This is a genomic window from Acetatifactor aquisgranensis (genome assembly GCF_943193215.1).
Taxonomy (GTDB): domain Bacteria; phylum Bacillota; class Clostridia; order Lachnospirales; family Lachnospiraceae; genus Acetatifactor; species Acetatifactor aquisgranensis.
In genome coordinates, this window is the sequence record NZ_CALPDH010000004.1 from 104464 (window position 1) to 120487 (window position 16024).

General features: G+C 57.8%; 12 protein-coding genes. 7 read left to right on the forward strand and 5 right to left on the reverse strand.

The window, feature by feature from the left end:
• The first annotated feature begins 51 nt into the window (after positions 1–51).
• The 6 genes from NFS35_RS04905 to NFS35_RS04930 all read left to right on the forward strand — a co-directional run bounded on the left by NFS35_RS04905 (position 52) and on the right by NFS35_RS04930 (position 11693).
• Complete coding sequence (locus tag NFS35_RS04905; protein ID WP_251206029.1) at positions 52–1740, forward strand: type 2 periplasmic-binding domain-containing protein; 1689 nt, start codon at positions 52–54, stop codon at positions 1738–1740.
• Between the two features lie 225 nt (positions 1741–1965).
• Positions 1966–5031 (forward strand): glycoside hydrolase family 2 TIM barrel-domain containing protein, encoded by a 3066-nt coding sequence (locus NFS35_RS04910; RefSeq protein ID WP_251206030.1) that lies wholly within the window; start codon positions 1966–1968, stop codon positions 5029–5031.
• A 35-nt stretch (positions 5032–5066) separates the two neighbouring features.
• A complete protein-coding gene (locus NFS35_RS04915) occupies positions 5067–7703 on the forward strand; it encodes an exo-rhamnogalacturonan lyase family protein (RefSeq protein ID WP_251206031.1) in 2637 nt (878 codons plus the stop codon).
• A gap of 32 nt (positions 7704–7735) precedes the next feature.
• Positions 7736–8548: a polysaccharide deacetylase family protein gene (locus NFS35_RS04920; RefSeq protein WP_251206032.1), complete on the forward strand. Its 813-nt coding sequence runs from the start codon at positions 7736–7738 to the stop codon at positions 8546–8548.
• Between the two features lie 66 nt (positions 8549–8614).
• Complete coding sequence (locus tag NFS35_RS04925; protein WP_251206033.1) at positions 8615–9667, forward strand: glycoside hydrolase family 88 protein; 1053 nt, start codon at positions 8615–8617, stop codon at positions 9665–9667.
• A gap of 1 nt (position 9668) precedes the next feature.
• Positions 9669–11693, forward strand: a complete 2025-nt coding sequence (locus NFS35_RS04930; protein WP_251206034.1) for a GDSL-type esterase/lipase family protein — start codon at positions 9669–9671, stop codon at positions 11691–11693.
• Positions 11694–11843: 150 nt separating this feature from the next.
• Here NFS35_RS04930 and NFS35_RS04935 read toward each other — a convergent pair whose 3' ends face one another.
• Entirely contained in the window at positions 11844–12161 is a 318-nt protein-coding gene (locus NFS35_RS04935) for an AzlD domain-containing protein (protein WP_251206035.1), read from the reverse strand.
• A complete protein-coding gene (locus tag NFS35_RS04940) occupies positions 12151–12954 on the reverse strand; it encodes an AzlC family ABC transporter permease (protein WP_251206036.1) in 804 nt (267 codons plus the stop codon). Before NFS35_RS04940 ends, NFS35_RS04935 begins: the two co-directional genes overlap by 11 nt.
• A gap of 143 nt (positions 12955–13097) precedes the next feature.
• On the opposite strand from NFS35_RS04940, the gene NFS35_RS04945 reads away from it, so the two are divergent.
• Positions 13098–13301 carry a hypothetical protein gene (locus NFS35_RS04945; protein ID WP_251206037.1) on the forward strand — a complete coding sequence of 68 codons (204 nt, stop codon included), beginning with the start codon at positions 13098–13100 and terminating at the stop codon, positions 13299–13301.
• A 53-nt stretch (positions 13302–13354) separates the two neighbouring features.
• On the opposite strand, the gene NFS35_RS04950 is transcribed toward NFS35_RS04945, so the two are convergent.
• The 3 genes from NFS35_RS04950 to NFS35_RS04960 are packed head-to-tail and all read right to left on the reverse strand — an operon-like array spanning position 13355 to position 16012.
• Entirely contained in the window at positions 13355–14254 is a 900-nt protein-coding gene (locus NFS35_RS04950) for a sensor histidine kinase (protein ID WP_251206038.1), read from the reverse strand.
• A gap of 23 nt (positions 14255–14277) precedes the next feature.
• Entirely contained in the window at positions 14278–15105 is an 828-nt protein-coding gene (locus NFS35_RS04955) for an ABC transporter permease subunit (protein ID WP_251206039.1), read from the reverse strand.
• Positions 15098–16012, reverse strand: a complete 915-nt coding sequence (locus tag NFS35_RS04960; protein WP_251206040.1) for an ATP-binding cassette domain-containing protein — start codon at positions 16010–16012, stop codon at positions 15098–15100. The genes NFS35_RS04955 and NFS35_RS04960 overlap by 8 nt, the downstream gene beginning before the upstream one ends.
• Between the last annotated feature and the right edge of the window lie 12 nt (positions 16013–16024).

A 16024-nucleotide genomic window follows, 5' to 3' on the forward strand; every position in this document is an offset into this window, starting at 1 on the left:
GGCCGCTGCCGCAATCATAAATCAACCATTTCATTCAATAAGGAGGAGAAAATGAAGAAAAAGAGTTTGAACAAGGTATTTGCACTTGCGCTTGCCTCCGCCATGACCTTAAGTCTGGCGGCCTGTGGGAACGGCAGCGGAAGCAATGAGGGAAGCGGCAGCAGCGCCGGCAATGAGAGCAGCCAGTCCACGGCGGAGGATAGCTCCGCGTCAAGTGAGGAGAGCCAGCAGGACAGCGAGTCTTCCGAGTCCTCCCAGGAGGAGCAGCCTTCCGGTGAGCGGCAGACCATCACCTTCAGTGTTATCGATGTGAACGCTGGCAGCAACAACGTAGGTGAGTACGCTGAGCAGATTCTGAATCAGATTAAGGACTACGCCAATGTAAACGTGGAGCTGACCTGGGTGGCCAACGACGCTCTGGCGGACAAGAATGCACTGTACCTGACGAATCCCGGCACCATGCCTCATATTATTACCTGGGGCGGTACTGTCACGGCCAATGTGGTAGAGGCGGCAAAGCAGGGGGCATTCGTGGATCTGAATGAATATGTATGGGACAGCGCAAAGTATCCCAACCTGTCCGGTATGTCCAAGGAAGTGGCGGCTAACCTCACTGTAGACGGCAAGCTGATTGCCATTCCCAGAACCCGTGTAGTAGGCCGTAATGGTCTGAGCTACCGTACTGACTGGTTTGAGAAGCTGAAGGACGAGTACAACCTGACCGAGCCCAACACGCCGGAAGCGGTGAAGGAGATGCTGAAGGCATTTACCTACGGCGATCCCGACGGAAACGGCGTGGATGACACCATCGGCATGGAGATGACCAAGCATACAGGGCCTTTTGACATTATCCAGACCTGGTTCGGCTGCGGCAACGGATGGGCAGAGGTTGACGGACAGCTGGTTCCCGTATGGATGCAGCCCGAGTACATGGAAGCCGTTGATTACATCAAGAGCCTGTACGACGAGGGCCTGATGCCTGCCGACTGGCACACCCGCCCTACCGATGGATGGTCCGACGGATGTAAGAAGGGCGAGAATGGCGTATTCATCGACGTGCTGGATTCCGGAAAGCGTATCTGGAAGTATTTTGAGGATGAAGCCACATTTACGCCCTCTGTCGTGAACCCGGAGGAAGCCGCTCATATGACACTGCACGGCGCGGTAAACGGACACACGCTTGCGACCGCAGGCTATGCCGGATACTTTACACTGTCTGCCACCACTCTGGACACACCGGAGAAAATCGAAGCCGCGTTGACCTTGCTGGATAAGCTCAACGATCCCGAGATGCTGGTTTTGACCCAGTATGGTTTGGAAGGCGTCAACTATGACATAGTGGACGGCCTGCTGGTAGATACTGACAATACCGAGGAGGGCAAGGCTCTGGCTCAAAACTATCTGGGACTGAACCAGATGATTCCTTTCCTGCCTACCACAGAGGAAACTACCGCAAGAGTTGAGCGTCAGATTGACAAGTATGATCAGGCACAGAACGAGGCTTATGAGGCAGCGCTTCCCTATGCGGTGATGAATCCTGCCATGCCCTATCTGGTGAATTCTCCCACATACGCCAGTGAGGGCGCTTCCCTGGACGAGGCGGCTACCGCGGCAAGGACTCAGTATATCTGCGGCGCTATCGACAAGGCAGCCTTCGAGGCTGAGCTTCAGCGCATCCGCGATAACGGCTATGATACCGTCATTGCGGAAGTGAACGAGCAATACAAGGCGAATCAGTAATTCGCCTCGGCGAACCAATAATTCTTAACCAGTAATTCTGAATCAATAATTTATCTGGCAAGTGCCTGGGCGGTTCGTCCGCGGGCCAGTGACTTCGCCGCGGACGATAGGAGGGGAAGGGCATCGATGCCGTAAAAGGCATCGGTGTCCCTTTCTGCCATCTTCCGGCCACTGGACAGACGGCAAGCCGGAGACCGCACAGGACCACAAGAGGAGCAAACGGATATGCATATAGATTTATCTGGAAAATGGAATATTTCCCTGGAGGCGGAGGAAGGCGCGCAGACAGGGCAAATCCAGCTGCCGGGCATCCTGCAGGCAGCCGGATACGGAGACCCCATCACCAGGCAGACGCCCTGGGTCAGCAGCCTACATGATACGTTCTGGTACCAGCAGGAGGAATACCGCTATGCCCAGGAGGAGGGCGTGAACGTGCCCTTCCTGTCCCAGCCGCCCAGGCACTTTCTGGGGGAGGCTGTCTATGAGAGGGATTTCCAGATTCCCGTTGACGGCCAGGAGTGGTATTTCTACATAGAGGTGGCAAGATGGCGCAGCCGGGTATGGATAGACGGAGTCTGCCGCGGGGAGGACTGTACGCTCTGCGGCCCCCATCATGTCAGGCTGGGCGTGCTGTCCTGCGGCAAGCATACCATCCGGGTGGCCATGGACAATTCCATGATTTACCCTTACCGTCCGGACGCCCATGGGGTGTCGGATGCCCTGGGAGGGACATGGAACGGCATGGTGGGCGAGATAGCCCTGATGACAGAGAAGGAGTACAGGGAGCGGGAGGCGGCGAAGAGCACCTATGCAGCCGCCCATCCCAGAACCGTGGAGGCATCCGGAAACCAGATTCTGATAGACGGAAAACCGTTCTATTTTCGCGCTACCCACTTTGGGGGGGATTATCCGCTGACCGGCCATCCCGAGACGGGGATGGCCTGGTGGCGAAAGCTCATGGGGACAATCCAGGCCTGGGGACTGAACGGCATCCGCTTCCACTCCTATTGCCCTCCCGAGGCGGCTTTCGCCGCGGCGGATGAGGCAGGAGTATGTCTGCTGGTGGAATGCGGCATGTGGAACCGCTTCGGGGACAGTTCCCAGGAGATGGAGATGTATGAGGTGCTGATGGCAGAGACCAGGCGCATCCTGGACAGCTTCGGGCATCATCCCTCCTTTGTGTTCTTCTCGCCCAGCAATGAACCCGGCGGTGCGTGGTATAAGGCGCTGCGCAGATGGGTTCGGGAGGCCAGGGAATATGACGAAACCTTAGGATATGGGGGCAGGAGGCTCTACACCGCCCAGTCCGGCTGGTTCTATGACGTACCCCCGGCCGGGATTCAGGGCACGGATTTCATCTATTTCCACCGCTCCGGATACGGCCCCTACCTGGGCGGCACGATTCGCAATCCCCTGGGCTGGCGGGGCGGAAATTACAGCCCGTCCCTGGAGGGCGTAAAGAAGCCGGTCATCTGCCATGAGCTGGGGCAGATCTGCGCTTATCCCGATTATGGCGTCATCCGCAAGTTCAAGGGCTACCTGCAGCCGGGGAATTACAGGGTGTTCCAGGAGAATGCCCGGGCCAACGGCATCCTGCCCTATGCGGAGGATTTCGTGAGGTGCTCCGGGGAGAACCAGCTCCGGCTCTACAAGGAGGAGCTGGAGGCGAATTGCAGGACGCCGCAGATACAGGGCTTCGAACTCCTGGATCTCCATGACTACCTGGGGCAGGGGACGGCTTTGGTGGGGATACTGGATTCTTTCTGGGAGAGCAAGGGGTATGGCAGCCCGGAGGCGTTCCGGGAATTCTGCGGGGACACGGTGCTGCTGGCTAGATGTAGCAGCTATATATGGAGGAGCACAGACAGGGCCGTGATTCCGGTGGAGGTCTGCCATTATGGGAAAGAAGCTGTCAAAGAACCCATTGTGGTGTGGACGCTGCGGTGCGGCGATGCCCTCTGGCGGACAGGGGAATTGCGGGCAGAGGAAATCCCCTGCGGATGCAATACGGAAATCGGTGATATTATAATCGATTTCAGGGAAATCACCCGGGAAGCCGGACTGACAGAGAGCAGAGAGCTGGAGCTTATGCTGGAATTGCTGGATTCCCAGGATACATATGACACATCGGGGCAGAGGGCCGTCATGAGCCGCAACCGCTGGAGCATGTACGTATTCCTGGACTGTGGGCAGGATGCGCAGTCCGGCGGGGTCTTGTATACAAGAGACTGGGCGGAGGCCAGAAGAACCCTGGAGGCGGGCGGAAGGGTGGTATTCTCGCCCTATCTGTCGGATCTGGGCTATGAGTGCCCGGCGCTGTCCGCCAGAAGCGTGGACTGGAACGGGCAGATGGGGCCTTCCTGGCGGCGTACCATGGGGATTGTGGTGCGGGAGGGCCATCCGGTCTTCCGGCATTTTCCCACGGGGCGCTCGGGAGGCTGGCAATGGGAGGATATCCTGGAACAGGCCAGGGGGTTCTGGATGGAGGGCCTGGAGCAGGTGGAGCCGATCGTACAGCCCATCGATGACTGGAACAGGAACCTGCTGCAGAGCCTGCTGTTCGAGGCAAAGGTCCTGGGAGGGAGCCTTTTGCTGGTCTCCGCAAATCTGGAGGGAAGCTTCGAGGAGCGCCCCGGGGCCTACTGCCTGAAGCAGGCCATCCTGCGGTATGCCTCCTCGGAGGATTTCGCGCCGTCCGTGGAAGCCCGGGCGCAGTCTATTGAGGCAAAGCTCTTCCCGATGCTGCGGATGGGGGAGCTGACGGAAAAGATCCTGTATAGCTGCAGCCAGGTCAGAAACGGCGGCAGCCTTGTGACAGCGGATCCGAATTCCTCTGTCCGGGCGGAGGCGGAAGGGTTTCCCATTGAAATCACCATCCTGCTGTGCAGGCCGATTGCCATGAGGGGGATTCTCTATGTGCCGGAGCAGCGGGACAGAGGCCATGAGGGGTTCGTCAGGGACTACGCGATAGAGATAAGACATGGGGAAGAGGCCGGATGGGAATCCGCGGCCCAGGGGACGCTCCAAAATACCTGCCGTTCCCAGAAGATAGCTTTCGACAGGGTAAGGACGGGGGATGCGATCCGGCTGAAGGTGTTCTCCGCCTATGGGTGCGTGGACAAATACGTGTGGAGGGAGAGCGCCGAGGGGTGGCACCGGGTCTTTAAACCACTGGAGGCCGTTGTACAGATAGCCGGTCTCCATGTCCTCTGCGAGGAGGACGGTCCTCACGGGGACATCTATGCATCAGGCAAGGCGCGGGGCTCCCGCACAAAGGAAATCGATTTTTAGGAACCCAGTTCCGGTTTCAGGAAGGGAGGAAGGAAATGAAGTTGCATTTATTGGAGGGAACCAGGGCGGAGGGCTATACGACCTTCGGCTGTATGTGGAGACAGGGAGAGTGTACAAAGGAGACGGAATATCTGTGCAGGCGGCAGGCGGCAGACGGCACGGGGCGGGAGGAAATCCCGCTGCAGTCCAGGGTCACGGCCTACTGGCCGGACGGCTCCGTAAAGTGGACGGCCCACACGGCGGACGCGGCGCGGCTGGGGCAGGACATCGAAGTGCTGCCGGGAAAGCCGGGGAGCGTCGGCGGTATGGAATGCGTGGAGACGGAAGAGGAGATCCTGCTCCGCGCGGGGGCGGTCACGGTGACTGTCAGGAAGGACGGGAGGCATCTGTTCGAGTCTGCGGCGAAGGACGGCAGGAGCTATCTGCGGGACGCTGAGCCCGTATTAATCCTGGAGGAGCCGGTCATGCTCCAGGGAAACCCCGCCAAAGTGGAGAAAAGCTATATAAGCCATATCACGAATGTGGCCGTGGAGGAGACAGGGAGCCTGAGGACAGTGATACGCTATGACGGAATCCACCGCTCCTCCTTGCGCGAAGAGAGATTGCCGTTTATAATCAGGATGGAGGTGGGACATGACAGTGCTGTCATAAAATTCACCCATACCTTCCTGTATGATGGAGACGAGGACAAGGATTTCCTGAAGGGGATGGGAATCCGCTTCCTGTCGCCCATGGCCGGGGAGCTGTATAACCGCCATGTGAAATTCGCGGAGGACTACGGCGTGTTCCATGAAGCACTGGTGCCGCTGACGGCATGGCGGCCCAAAATGCCGATTGCCCTCTATCAGAGACAGATGGCGGGAGAGAAGATGCTGCTTTCCGGCGAGGCGCGCCAGATGGCGGACAAGGTGCTGAAGGATGCGCCAGTCTGGAGCGAGTACGCGCTGTACCAGGACAGCGCCAGCCACTTTGGCATCAAGAAGAAGCAGAAGGGGGAGAACCTGTGCTATATCGAATCCCTGCACGGACAGCGGGCGGCGGGCGCGGCGGCCTTCGGCTCCGAACACGGCAGCGTGAAAGCGGCGGTCAGGGATTTCTGGGAAAAATATCCCTCCGGCATCACCTGCAGGGGGCTGGACGGAGAAAACGCGGAATGCACCCTGTGGTTCTGGTCCCCGGACGCGGCGGCCATGGATTTCCGGCATTATGCGGACAGAGGGTACAATCAGGTCTGCTACGAGGGATACGATTACAAGGGGGCGATGCCAGACGGAATCGCCTGTACGAACGAGTGCAGTGTGGCGTTTTCGGATGCGATGATTCCAGAGGACGGGGAGGTGGAGGCCTTCGCACAGTCCGTGAACCATCCTGCCGTCTACGTGGGGACACCGGAGTTCTATCATGAGATGAGGGCGTTCGGCTACTGGTCGCTGCCCGCCGGGGAGGGTGCTGCGGAGACGGAGCGCTGGCTGGAGAGCCAGATGGAGCAGGTTTTCGACTTTTACAAGGGGGAGATCGAGCAGCGCGGCTGGTACGGCATGTTCAACTACGGCGATGTGATGCATACCTACGATTCGGTGCGCCACCAGTGGAAATACGATATGGGCGGCTATGCGTGGGACAATACGGAGCTGGTGCCCACTCTGTGGCTGTGGCTGTACTTTCTGCGCACCGGCAGGGGGGATGTGTACAGGGTGGCGGAGAAGCTGTCCCGCCATGCCAGCGAGGTGGACGTCTACCACATGGGCAGATATAAGGGACTGGGCTCCCGGCATAATGTGCGCCATTGGGGGTGCCCCTGCAAGGAGGCGCGGATTGCCATGGCGGGGCATCACAGGGTCCTGTACTATCTGACCGGGGACAGGAGGCTGGAGGACATCTTCGAGGAGCTGAAGGACAATGAGATGAGCTTCCTGAACAAGGATCCCCTGGGGGACTTCTTTGATAAAAAGGACATGGTCTATCCCAGCCATGCCCGCAGCGGCCCGGACTGGTCGGCCCTTTGCTCCAACTGGATGACCAGATGGGAGAGGTTCCACGATGAACGATATCTGGACAAGATTCGGACGGGAATCGAGGACATCAGGAAAGCGCCCTTAAGGCTGGCCTCCGGCCCCGATTTTGAGTTCGACCCCGCCACCTGCCATCTGCGCTATATCGGAGAGCGGACCACGGGAGGATGCCACCTGCAGATTTGCATGGGCGCTCCTCAGATATGGACGGAGCTGGGGGATTTGATGGGCGATGAGGACTGGAAGGAGATGCTCGCCGAGCTGGGCAGCATTTATTTCATGACAGAGGAAGAGAGGGACAGGGCCACGGAAGGGCTCACCGGCAGCAGGGAATTCACCTTTCCTTTCATGGCGGCGGGGATCGGCGCCTATGCCGCCGCTTACCGAAAGGACGGCGAGCTGGCCAGGCGGGTCTGGAAGGAGCTGCTGAGCACGATCATCAATGGGGAAAGCCGTGAGGGCTTTGATCAGAGATGGATTCCGAATCAGGGCAACCGGGAGGCTCTGCGGGAGATTCCCTGGGTCTCCACCAATTTCGTGGCGCAGTTTTGCCTGAACGCCATCATGGCGCTGGAGCTTATCCGGGACTGGATTCCGGCTACCCTGAGAGAGGCCGGGGAGCTGACAGTGGATGGAGAGGAGCATTTCCGCAGGGCATAAGCCATGCCCCGCCAGAAAGGATGGATGATATTATGAAGGTCTATACATGCTTTCCGGAAGGAAAGACGAAGGCGCTCACTATGAGCTATGATGACGGCAGGCTGCAGGATGAGCGCCTGGTGGATATCTTTAACAGAAACGGAATCAAGGGGACATTCAACCTGAATTACGGCCTGATGGAAAAGGATGGGAACCGCATTGCCAGGGAGAGGGTCAGGGAGCTCTACCAGGGCCATGAGGTGGCCACCCATTGCCTGACCCATCCCACCATAGCCCGCTGCCCTCTGGTGGAGGTGGCATATGAGATTCTGGAGGACAGGAAAGGGCTGGAGGGTCTGACAGGCGGGCTGGTGCGGGGGCATGCCTATCCCAACGGCTCCTACAGTCCGGAGATTAAGGAGCTGTTCCGCCAGCTTGGGATTGCCTATGGCAGGGTAGTGGAGGCGAGAGCGGATTACGAGCTGCCAAAAGACCCCATGGAATGGCATCCCACCTGCCACCACAATGACCCGGAGCTGATGGAGAAGGCGGCGTTTTTCGCGGCGTTCGGAAAGCGCCAGTACCTGAAGCTGATGTATGTGTGGGGGCACAGCTATGAGTTCGACGACAGGGACAACTGGGGCGTGATGGAGGAGTTCTGCAGCTACATGGGAGGCAGGAAAGACATCTGGTATGCCACGAACATAGAGATTATCGACTATATGGAAGCGGCAGGCCGCCTGAAGTTCTCGGGGGACAATGGGATGGTGTACAATCCCGGCGCTGCCAGCGTATGGCTGCAGATAGATGACAGGGCGATTGTGGAGGTGAAAGGCGGCGCTACGGTCAGCCTTCTGCCGGCATGAAGCCCCAAGGCAGCGGAGGGCTTAACGGAACAGCATCTGCCATGAGGGCAGCGGAAAGGAGACAATATGCTTCGTTTGGAATATGACAAGGAACAGATTGAAGAGACGATCGACAGAATCGTGAGGAAGACCATGAACATGGACCTGACATGGGACTGGCCCTGCGGGGTGGCCTATTACGGCATCAGCGAGGCCTATGAGAAGACCGGGAAGGAGGAGTATCTGACCCTTTTGCGGGACAGGGTGGACGAGCTGATTGACCTGGGGCTGCCAAAGGTATGGACGGTGAACGCCTGCGCCATGGGGCACTGCCTGATTACGCTGTACAATGCCACGAAGGAGCAGAAATACTACGATATCCTCATGAGCAAGATGGCTTACCTGACAAGAGACGCGCTCCGGTTCGGGGACCATGTGCTGCAGCACACTGTGTCCGCGGCCAACGACTTCCCGGAGCAGGCATGGTGCGACACCCTCTTCATGGCGGCGTTTCTGATGCTGCGGGTGGGCGTCATGAATAAGGATGAGGATATGATTGGCGATGCGCTGAACCAGTATTACTGGCATATCAAATACCTGCAGGATTCGGACAGCGGCTTTTATTATCATGGATATGACAATATCGCGGGAGGCCATATGTCCGGGATTTACTGGGGACGGGCCAACGCCTGGGCGGCTTTCACCATGGCCCAGGTGGGCGGGGTGCTGCCGGAGTGCTACCTGTATCCCAAGTACATGGACGTGGCGGGCTCCCTGAACGAGCAGCTGGCGGCGCTGAAGACCGTGCAGACCCAGGACGGGCTGTGGCGGACGGTGCTGGACGATGCGGATTCCTATGAGGAGATCTCCGCCTCCGCGGGAATCGCCGCAGCCATGCTCCTTCGGGGCAACCCGCTGCATTCCAAGTACATCAACAAGTCCATCAAAGGGTTCCTGGCCAATGTCAGCAAAGAGGGCAAGGTGATGAACGTGTCGGCTGGGACGGCGGTGATGCGGGATAAGGAAGGTTACAAGAGGATCTCCAGGGACTGGATCCAGGGCTGGGGGCAGGGGCTTATGCTGGCATTCCTTTCCACTTTGCTGGTGTCCGATACCATAGAGAAGGATGGTGCGCTGTAGGATGTTCTATAGACGATTTGTTTTCGGGAAGGTTCCATCTGAAACAGGGGCGGAAAGCGGAGCCGGATTGAGGGGCTGCAACGGAACAGAGCCGAAGGACGCCGACATAATCCGTGTCCGGGCTGGGAATCTCTATGAGTCGGGCCGGGGATACGGCTTCGTCACAGAGAAGAACCGCGGGGAGCAGGAGCGCCTGAGGGTACCGGAGCTGAACTCCGCTTTCGATGCGGCCTGCTGGTATCAGAATCAGGAGCTGACACTTGTGGAGGAGGATCGGTTCGGCTGTTTTCTGGATTCCGATTGGGGGATTGCCCGTCTGGAGAAGGGGGCGGGGGCGCCCTTTGAGGGAGAGCATCGGCGGATTCCTCTTTCCTTTAAACTGGATGTGCCCTGTCAGGGGAATTATAAGGTGACTGTGGAGATTCGTTCAAAGCGGCCCATGAGGGATGTGTTGATCTTCACGGGGCGCAGGCATCTGGGATACCGGGGGGATGTGCCCGGGGAGGGCTCTTCGAATGAATCCGGGCCGGAGGGCGGCCTCCATGCGCAGGGGACAGAATATGGCCGGGAAGACGGGACAGACATAGGGAAAGGGTTTTCCTGCACTATGATGGCCAATGTCTGCGACATCGTGCCAAGGGGGCATACAGAGGTCTACGAGGACAGGACGCTGGACATCACCGTTGTCGCTGACAGGCCTGTAATCAGTGCGATTGCAGTGGAGGAGGCGGAATGCCCGACGGTGTTCATTGCGGGGGACTCCACAGTGACGGATCAGAGCGCGGACTATCCTTATGCGCCGGGAAGTAGCTACTCCGGCTGGGGACAGATGATATCCGCGTATTTGGAGGGAAATATCGCCGTTTCCAACCACGCCCATTCAGGGCTCACTACCCAGAGCTTCCGGGAAGAGGGGCATTACGGAATCGTGGAGAGATACATCAGGCCCGGAGACTATTATTTCTGCCAGTTCGGGCACAACGATCAGAAGCTGGAGTCCCTGAAGGCGGAGGAGGGCTACCGGAGGAACCTGGTCCGTTATATCCGGGAGTGTAGGGAAAGGGGCGCTTTTCCGGTGCTGGTGACGCCGCTTGCCAGAAATACCTGGAAGGGCAGCGATGGAAGCTATAATGACCTGCTGGAGGAATATGCGGCAGTCTGCGTCTCTATCGGGCATCAGGAGGATGTGCCCGTCCTTGACCTTCATAAAAGGAGTATGGACTTTATCAGGGAGATGGGGCTGGAGGCTTCCAAAGCCTGCTTTTTCCCGGGAGACTATACCCACAGCAATGACTACGGCGGGTATTTCATGGCAGGGCTGGTTGCGCAGGAGATTCGGGAGGTTTGCGGCAGGCGGAAAGAAGCGGAATATCGTTTTTTGGCGGACTGCGTGACGGATGGCTTCGGGGCATGGCGGCCTGGGGAGCGCATTGTGCCGCTGACGAGACCGGCGGAGTGCGGGGAGACGCCCGAAGCGAAAGAGTTGCCCATTCTTTCCGATGGAAGAGACTTGTCGGAGCCCTTGGACAGGGTATCTGCCCTGGAGCTGGTAATCAGGACGGCCGGTTTTTTCCCCACCAATGTCTACAATGACATGTTTACCGATGTAGTGGGGCATGAGTGGTATGCGGGAACGGTGGAGTGCGCTTACCAGAACGGGATAATCGACATGGGACTGGTCGAGGACGGGAGGTTCCGGCCATTGCAGCCTGTCACGCTGGAGGAGTTCCTGGTCTTTGCGGTGAACGGATACAGGAGCCGGAAGGCGATTCCTGAGAATGGGAGTATCGGGAAAACATGTGACGGGGAAAGCTGTCGGATACAGACAGACATTTCGGAACCCAGGACCGAAAAAGAGATGTGGGAGCGCGGCCGCGCCTATGACGGGAGATGCAGGGAGGCTGCGCTGCCCTATATACAGGCCGCCTGCAGGCTGGGGTTGATTCCTTGTGATGGCAGTGCAGAGCTGGGGCAGGGAATCACCAGAGGCGCTGCCGTGGAGCTTTGCAGGAAACTGGGAATATAAAATATGAGGGGAAAAAGAGGCTGAAAAGCAGTGCTTTCAGCCTCTTATAATGCGCAGGCCCAAACGGAGGACGCCGCCAAGGCGGTGTGTGGGCTGTATGCCAATCTTTTTCGAAAGAATATGTATGTGAATAAGTATGCGTGAAAAATGTCATGCAAAAAATGTCATGAATGTCTCGCACAGGAACACCACCCCGCAGCACAGCACGGCGATTCCGATCATCTTCATGCCCTTCCAGGCGGCGATGACGCCGACGGCCAGCGCCAGGATCCCGGCCAGGGGCGCCTGGGGCGCGGCGAGGATGGCGGGAAAGGTCATCACCGCCAATGTCACATACGGCACATAGTATAAAAAGGAACGTATGAACGGATTCCTGATCTTCCTGCGGATCAGGGTCAGCGGCAGGATGCGGATCAGGCCGGACACCGCCGCGGCTACCAGTATGTACAGATAAATGTTATGCGTCATGTCCCTTCACCTCCCCTTCCTGCCTCTCGTCTGTCCTGTCCCCTGCCCCGTCCTTTTCCTTTATGGGAAAGAGGAGGGCCGCCGCCCCCGCGATCAGCACAGTGAGCAGGCTGATCTTCATGCTGTCGGAGAGCCTGTCGAATAAGGGGATCCTGGACATGATGAAGCTGGCCAGGAAGCTTGCGGCGACCACGCCCCCCACGACCCGGCTGGCCTTTGCGGCAGGGATGATGATGGCGATGAACATGCCGTACAGGGCTACGCTCAATGCGCTGACCAAGGACACCGGCAGGACATTGCCCGCCACCACGCCCATGGCCGTGCCAAAAGCCCAGCTTGGCAGGGCGATCGTCATGGCCCCGTAGGTGTAGAAGGGGTTCAGCGTGCCCGGCTTGCCGATGCTGATGCCGAAGATTTCGTCCGTGATGCCGAAGCCTACCAGCAGGCGGTGGCCGCAGCGGGCGGCGGAGTCGAATTTCTGGCTCAGGGCGCAGCTCATGAGGAGGTAGCGCATATTGGTGATCAGGATGACGAAAGCCATCTCCAGATAGGGCGCGCCTGCGGAGATGACCGTGAATTCCGCGTATTCCCCGGCGGAGGCGTGGTTCAGTATGCTGGAGAGAAAGCCCTGGAAAGGGGTCAGCCCGGCCTTTCTGGCCACGATGCCCAGGGAAAAGGCCACCGCCAGATAACCCAGGGCGATGGGGATGCCGTCCCGCAGGCCGTTTGTGAAAGCATTTCTATCATAGAATCCAAGAGAGGATTCTGTGATTATGTTTCTATTATGGTTCATGTTCCGGTTCCGTCCTGTGTATTAAAATTCATTAGAGTCAATGCTGGTATTATATCCTTTCTCAGGGCAGGATTCAAGAGGCCGATCCGGAAAAGTCAGGAAAAGCCAGAGAACATAATTTATTTTGGTCCGGGGTCTTTGCCATGATGTATTTCCCGAACCTGGTGGCGAACATAACCAAGGCGGCGGAATTCCTGAAATACATCACGCCTTTCGGCTATGCCGAGGGCGCGGATATCATAGAAGCGGGGCGGCTGGACGGAAAGATGGCGGCCATAGGCCTGGCTTTCGGGGCGGCAGGCATCGCGGCGGCTTATCTGCAATATTGCAGGAAAGATGTACAATGAGATTTTGCCCGTTATGACAGAGAGGGGCAGAGAAAAGCTGATGCGCCGCGCGTTCAGGCCCCGGCACCGGGAAAGGCGATACGGATGCTCAGCCTGTTGCCCTCATACTCCGCCGAAACCGTGCCGCCCATCTGCTCTACGAGGGCTTTCGTGATTGCCAGGCCAAGGCCTGTGGATTTCCTGGCGGCCTCCACGGTGAAGAAGCGGTTGAACAGCCTGCCCACCTGCACCTCGTCCAGTCCCGCGGCAGTGTTGACGAAGATGATTTCCCCGGTTTTGCGGAGAATAATATCCAAATCACCGTCACTGTAATTGATCGCATTGTTCAGGAGATTGGAAAATACCCGGGATAAGGCGGAGCGGTCAAGAATCCGGACGATTCTTTCCTCAGGTATCCGCAGGCCGGGGGTGATATGCCGCTCCTGCAGGGCAGCATAGAACGCCGCGATGCTCTCTTCCAGCACATGGTTGATGACCACGGGCTCTCTGCCCGGGTCCTTTTCGCCGGAGAGAATCACCGAATATCGGAACAGCTCCTCCGTGAGATGCGTCAGCATTTCGGAGCGGTTCCGGATGATGTCGAGATAACGCTCGACATCATCCGGCTTCTCCACCTGCTCCAGCAGGTCCAGATAGCCGCAGATGGCAGTCAGCGGAGTCCTGATATCATGCGAGATATTCGTGACGGCATTCTTCAGCTCGGTGTCTCCCTGCTGGAACCGGTGACGTTCAGAGCGGAGCCTGCGAAGCTGGGTATTGATCGCGGCGGCCAGGCTGCGCATATATCTGTCGTTGCAGGAAATACCGATGGGGGTATTGGTGGAGGTCTGGAGCCTGTCGGCAAAGGCCTCTTCGATTTCCCTGGCGGCTTTTCTCAGAATGTGGATTTTGGTGAGCGCAGCGATGACAATCAATGTCAGGATACCGACTAAGGCCCATAACCATACAACCATGACAGACTCCTTATCTCAAATCTTTATCTTAAATCTTTTTTCTGAAACAGCACACATCCCCCGCCCGTGGCCAGCACAATGATCGCCAGGGAGTAGAGGGGGAGCCTCAGAGGGTGCACAGCCGTCATAATGGCGCATTGGATGGCCTGCCCGCCGGGGAGGATATCGTAAAGAGTCTGGACGATTTCCCGCCTGGTCCCCTCCAGATATTTGGGATTGGCTTCTTCCGTGGAGGCCATGTTGCCGTCTTTGTCCAGGAAATAGACCATATGGGTGGGCGGCGCCTCCAGCATCTGGTTCAATATGGCCGCCGTCATCAATAAGCCAAAGGCGAGCAATATGCAGATTATGTTGGCGGCGGATTTGCTCTGGCATATCATGGCGATGAATGTAAACAGAGAGGAAAAAGCAACCATCAGAAGCAGCGCCGTGACCACCGTCAGCAGAATCAGCTTCCCGTCAGCCGCGAAGAATCCAAACAGCGGTATCCCCACGCAGAGGTAAGGGATAAGGTACGCGGCGCAAATGACAATGCCCGCTGCGGAAGAGACGATGAGATTTGCCAGATAAATCGTCCCGCGCTTCTGCCCCGCCACAATCTTGTTCCGGATGGTCCCATCGCTGTACTCCGTACCGATGAAGCAGCTGCAGAACACTGCCATGATGACGCCGATGAACAGGGTCCAGGCGAAAAATCCGCTGTCCAGGTTCTCGATGTAGTGCGACTGTAAGGTATCCAGATATTTTCTCACGGGGAAAAATACCCCCAGCGCAGCCATGAGGATGACCGCTGCCCAGAAGAGTTTATCCTTTTTCAGGCGCAGAAAATTCGCCGATAATAGTTTAACCATTCTCATTCCCTCCTACCAGACTGATATAATAGCTCTCCAGACTCTCATTCCGCTCCTGCATGGAAAGGACTTCGCAGCTTTCCTCTGCCAGGGCAAGGGTCAGCCTGGACACATGGACCTTTGCGTACACGTCCGCGGCCCTGTCCGAAAGGATGTTGTACTCCACGCCCATCCCGTCCAGCACGCGGGACAGGGCCTGCACATTGGTCACTTCCAGGCGGACGCATTTGCGGCAGGCGGCTTCCAGATCCCCGGCGCTGATCTCCCGGACGATGTGCCCCTTGTCGATAAAGCCGTAATGGGTAGCCAGCCGGGACAGCTCGTCGAGGATATGGCTGGAGATCAGGACCGTAATCTGCTCTTCCCGGTTCAGCTTCAGTATCAGCTCCCGGATCTCGATGATTCCCTGGGGGTCAAGCCCGTTCACGGGTTCATCCAGCACCAGAAAATCCGGCGAGCCCACAAGGGCGATGGCGATCCCCAGCCTCTGGCGCATGCCTAAGGAGAAATTTCGGGCTTTCTTCTTCCCGGCATCTTCCAGCCCCACCAGCTTCAGAATCTCCCCCAGACCGTCATAGGAGGGAAGCCCCAGAATGCGGTACTGCTGTCTTAAATTATCCTCTGCCGTCATGTTCAGGTAGATGGAGGGGGTCTCCACCACGGCTCCCATCCTCCTGCGGGAGTTCATGATTTCCCTTTCCGTGTTCTTCCTGCCGTACAGGGTGTAGTCGCCGGACGTGGGCTCCTGCAGGCCGCAGATCAGCCGGATCAGCGTGGTCTTGCCCGCACCGTTTTTCCCCACGAAGCCATAGATCGCTCCCCTGGGGACATTCATGGACAGCCCGTCCAGTGCTTTATAATGCTTGTAATTTTTGGTTAAAGCGTTTGCTTTCAGAACATAATCCATAAAGCAGCCTCC

Coding starts and splice junctions, on each gene's coding strand:
- NFS35_RS04905 (WP_251206029.1), top strand. CDS start 52: ATGAAGAAAAAGAGTTTGAACAAGGTATTTGCACTTGCGCTTGCCTCC.
- NFS35_RS04910 (WP_251206030.1), top strand. CDS start 1,966: ATGCATATAGATTTATCTGGAAAATGGAATATTTCCCTGGAGGCGGAG.
- NFS35_RS04915 (WP_251206031.1), top strand. CDS start 5,067: ATGAAGTTGCATTTATTGGAGGGAACCAGGGCGGAGGGCTATACGACC.
- NFS35_RS04920 (WP_251206032.1), top strand. CDS start 7,736: ATGAAGGTCTATACATGCTTTCCGGAAGGAAAGACGAAGGCGCTCACT.
- NFS35_RS04925 (WP_251206033.1), top strand. CDS start 8,615: ATGCTTCGTTTGGAATATGACAAGGAACAGATTGAAGAGACGATCGAC.
- NFS35_RS04930 (WP_251206034.1), top strand. CDS start 9,669: ATGTTCTATAGACGATTTGTTTTCGGGAAGGTTCCATCTGAAACAGGG.
- NFS35_RS04935 (WP_251206035.1), bottom strand. CDS start 12,161: ATGACGCATAACATTTATCTGTACATACTGGTAGCCGCGGCGGTGTCC.
- NFS35_RS04940 (WP_251206036.1), bottom strand. CDS start 12,954: ATGAACCATAATAGAAACATAATCACAGAATCCTCTCTTGGATTCTAT.
- NFS35_RS04945 (WP_251206037.1), top strand. CDS start 13,098: ATGATGTATTTCCCGAACCTGGTGGCGAACATAACCAAGGCGGCGGAA.
- NFS35_RS04950 (WP_251206038.1), bottom strand. CDS start 14,254: ATGGTTGTATGGTTATGGGCCTTAGTCGGTATCCTGACATTGATTGTC.
- NFS35_RS04955 (WP_251206039.1), bottom strand. CDS start 15,105: ATGGTTAAACTATTATCGGCGAATTTTCTGCGCCTGAAAAAGGATAAA.
- NFS35_RS04960 (WP_251206040.1), bottom strand. CDS start 16,012: ATGGATTATGTTCTGAAAGCAAACGCTTTAACCAAAAATTACAAGCAT.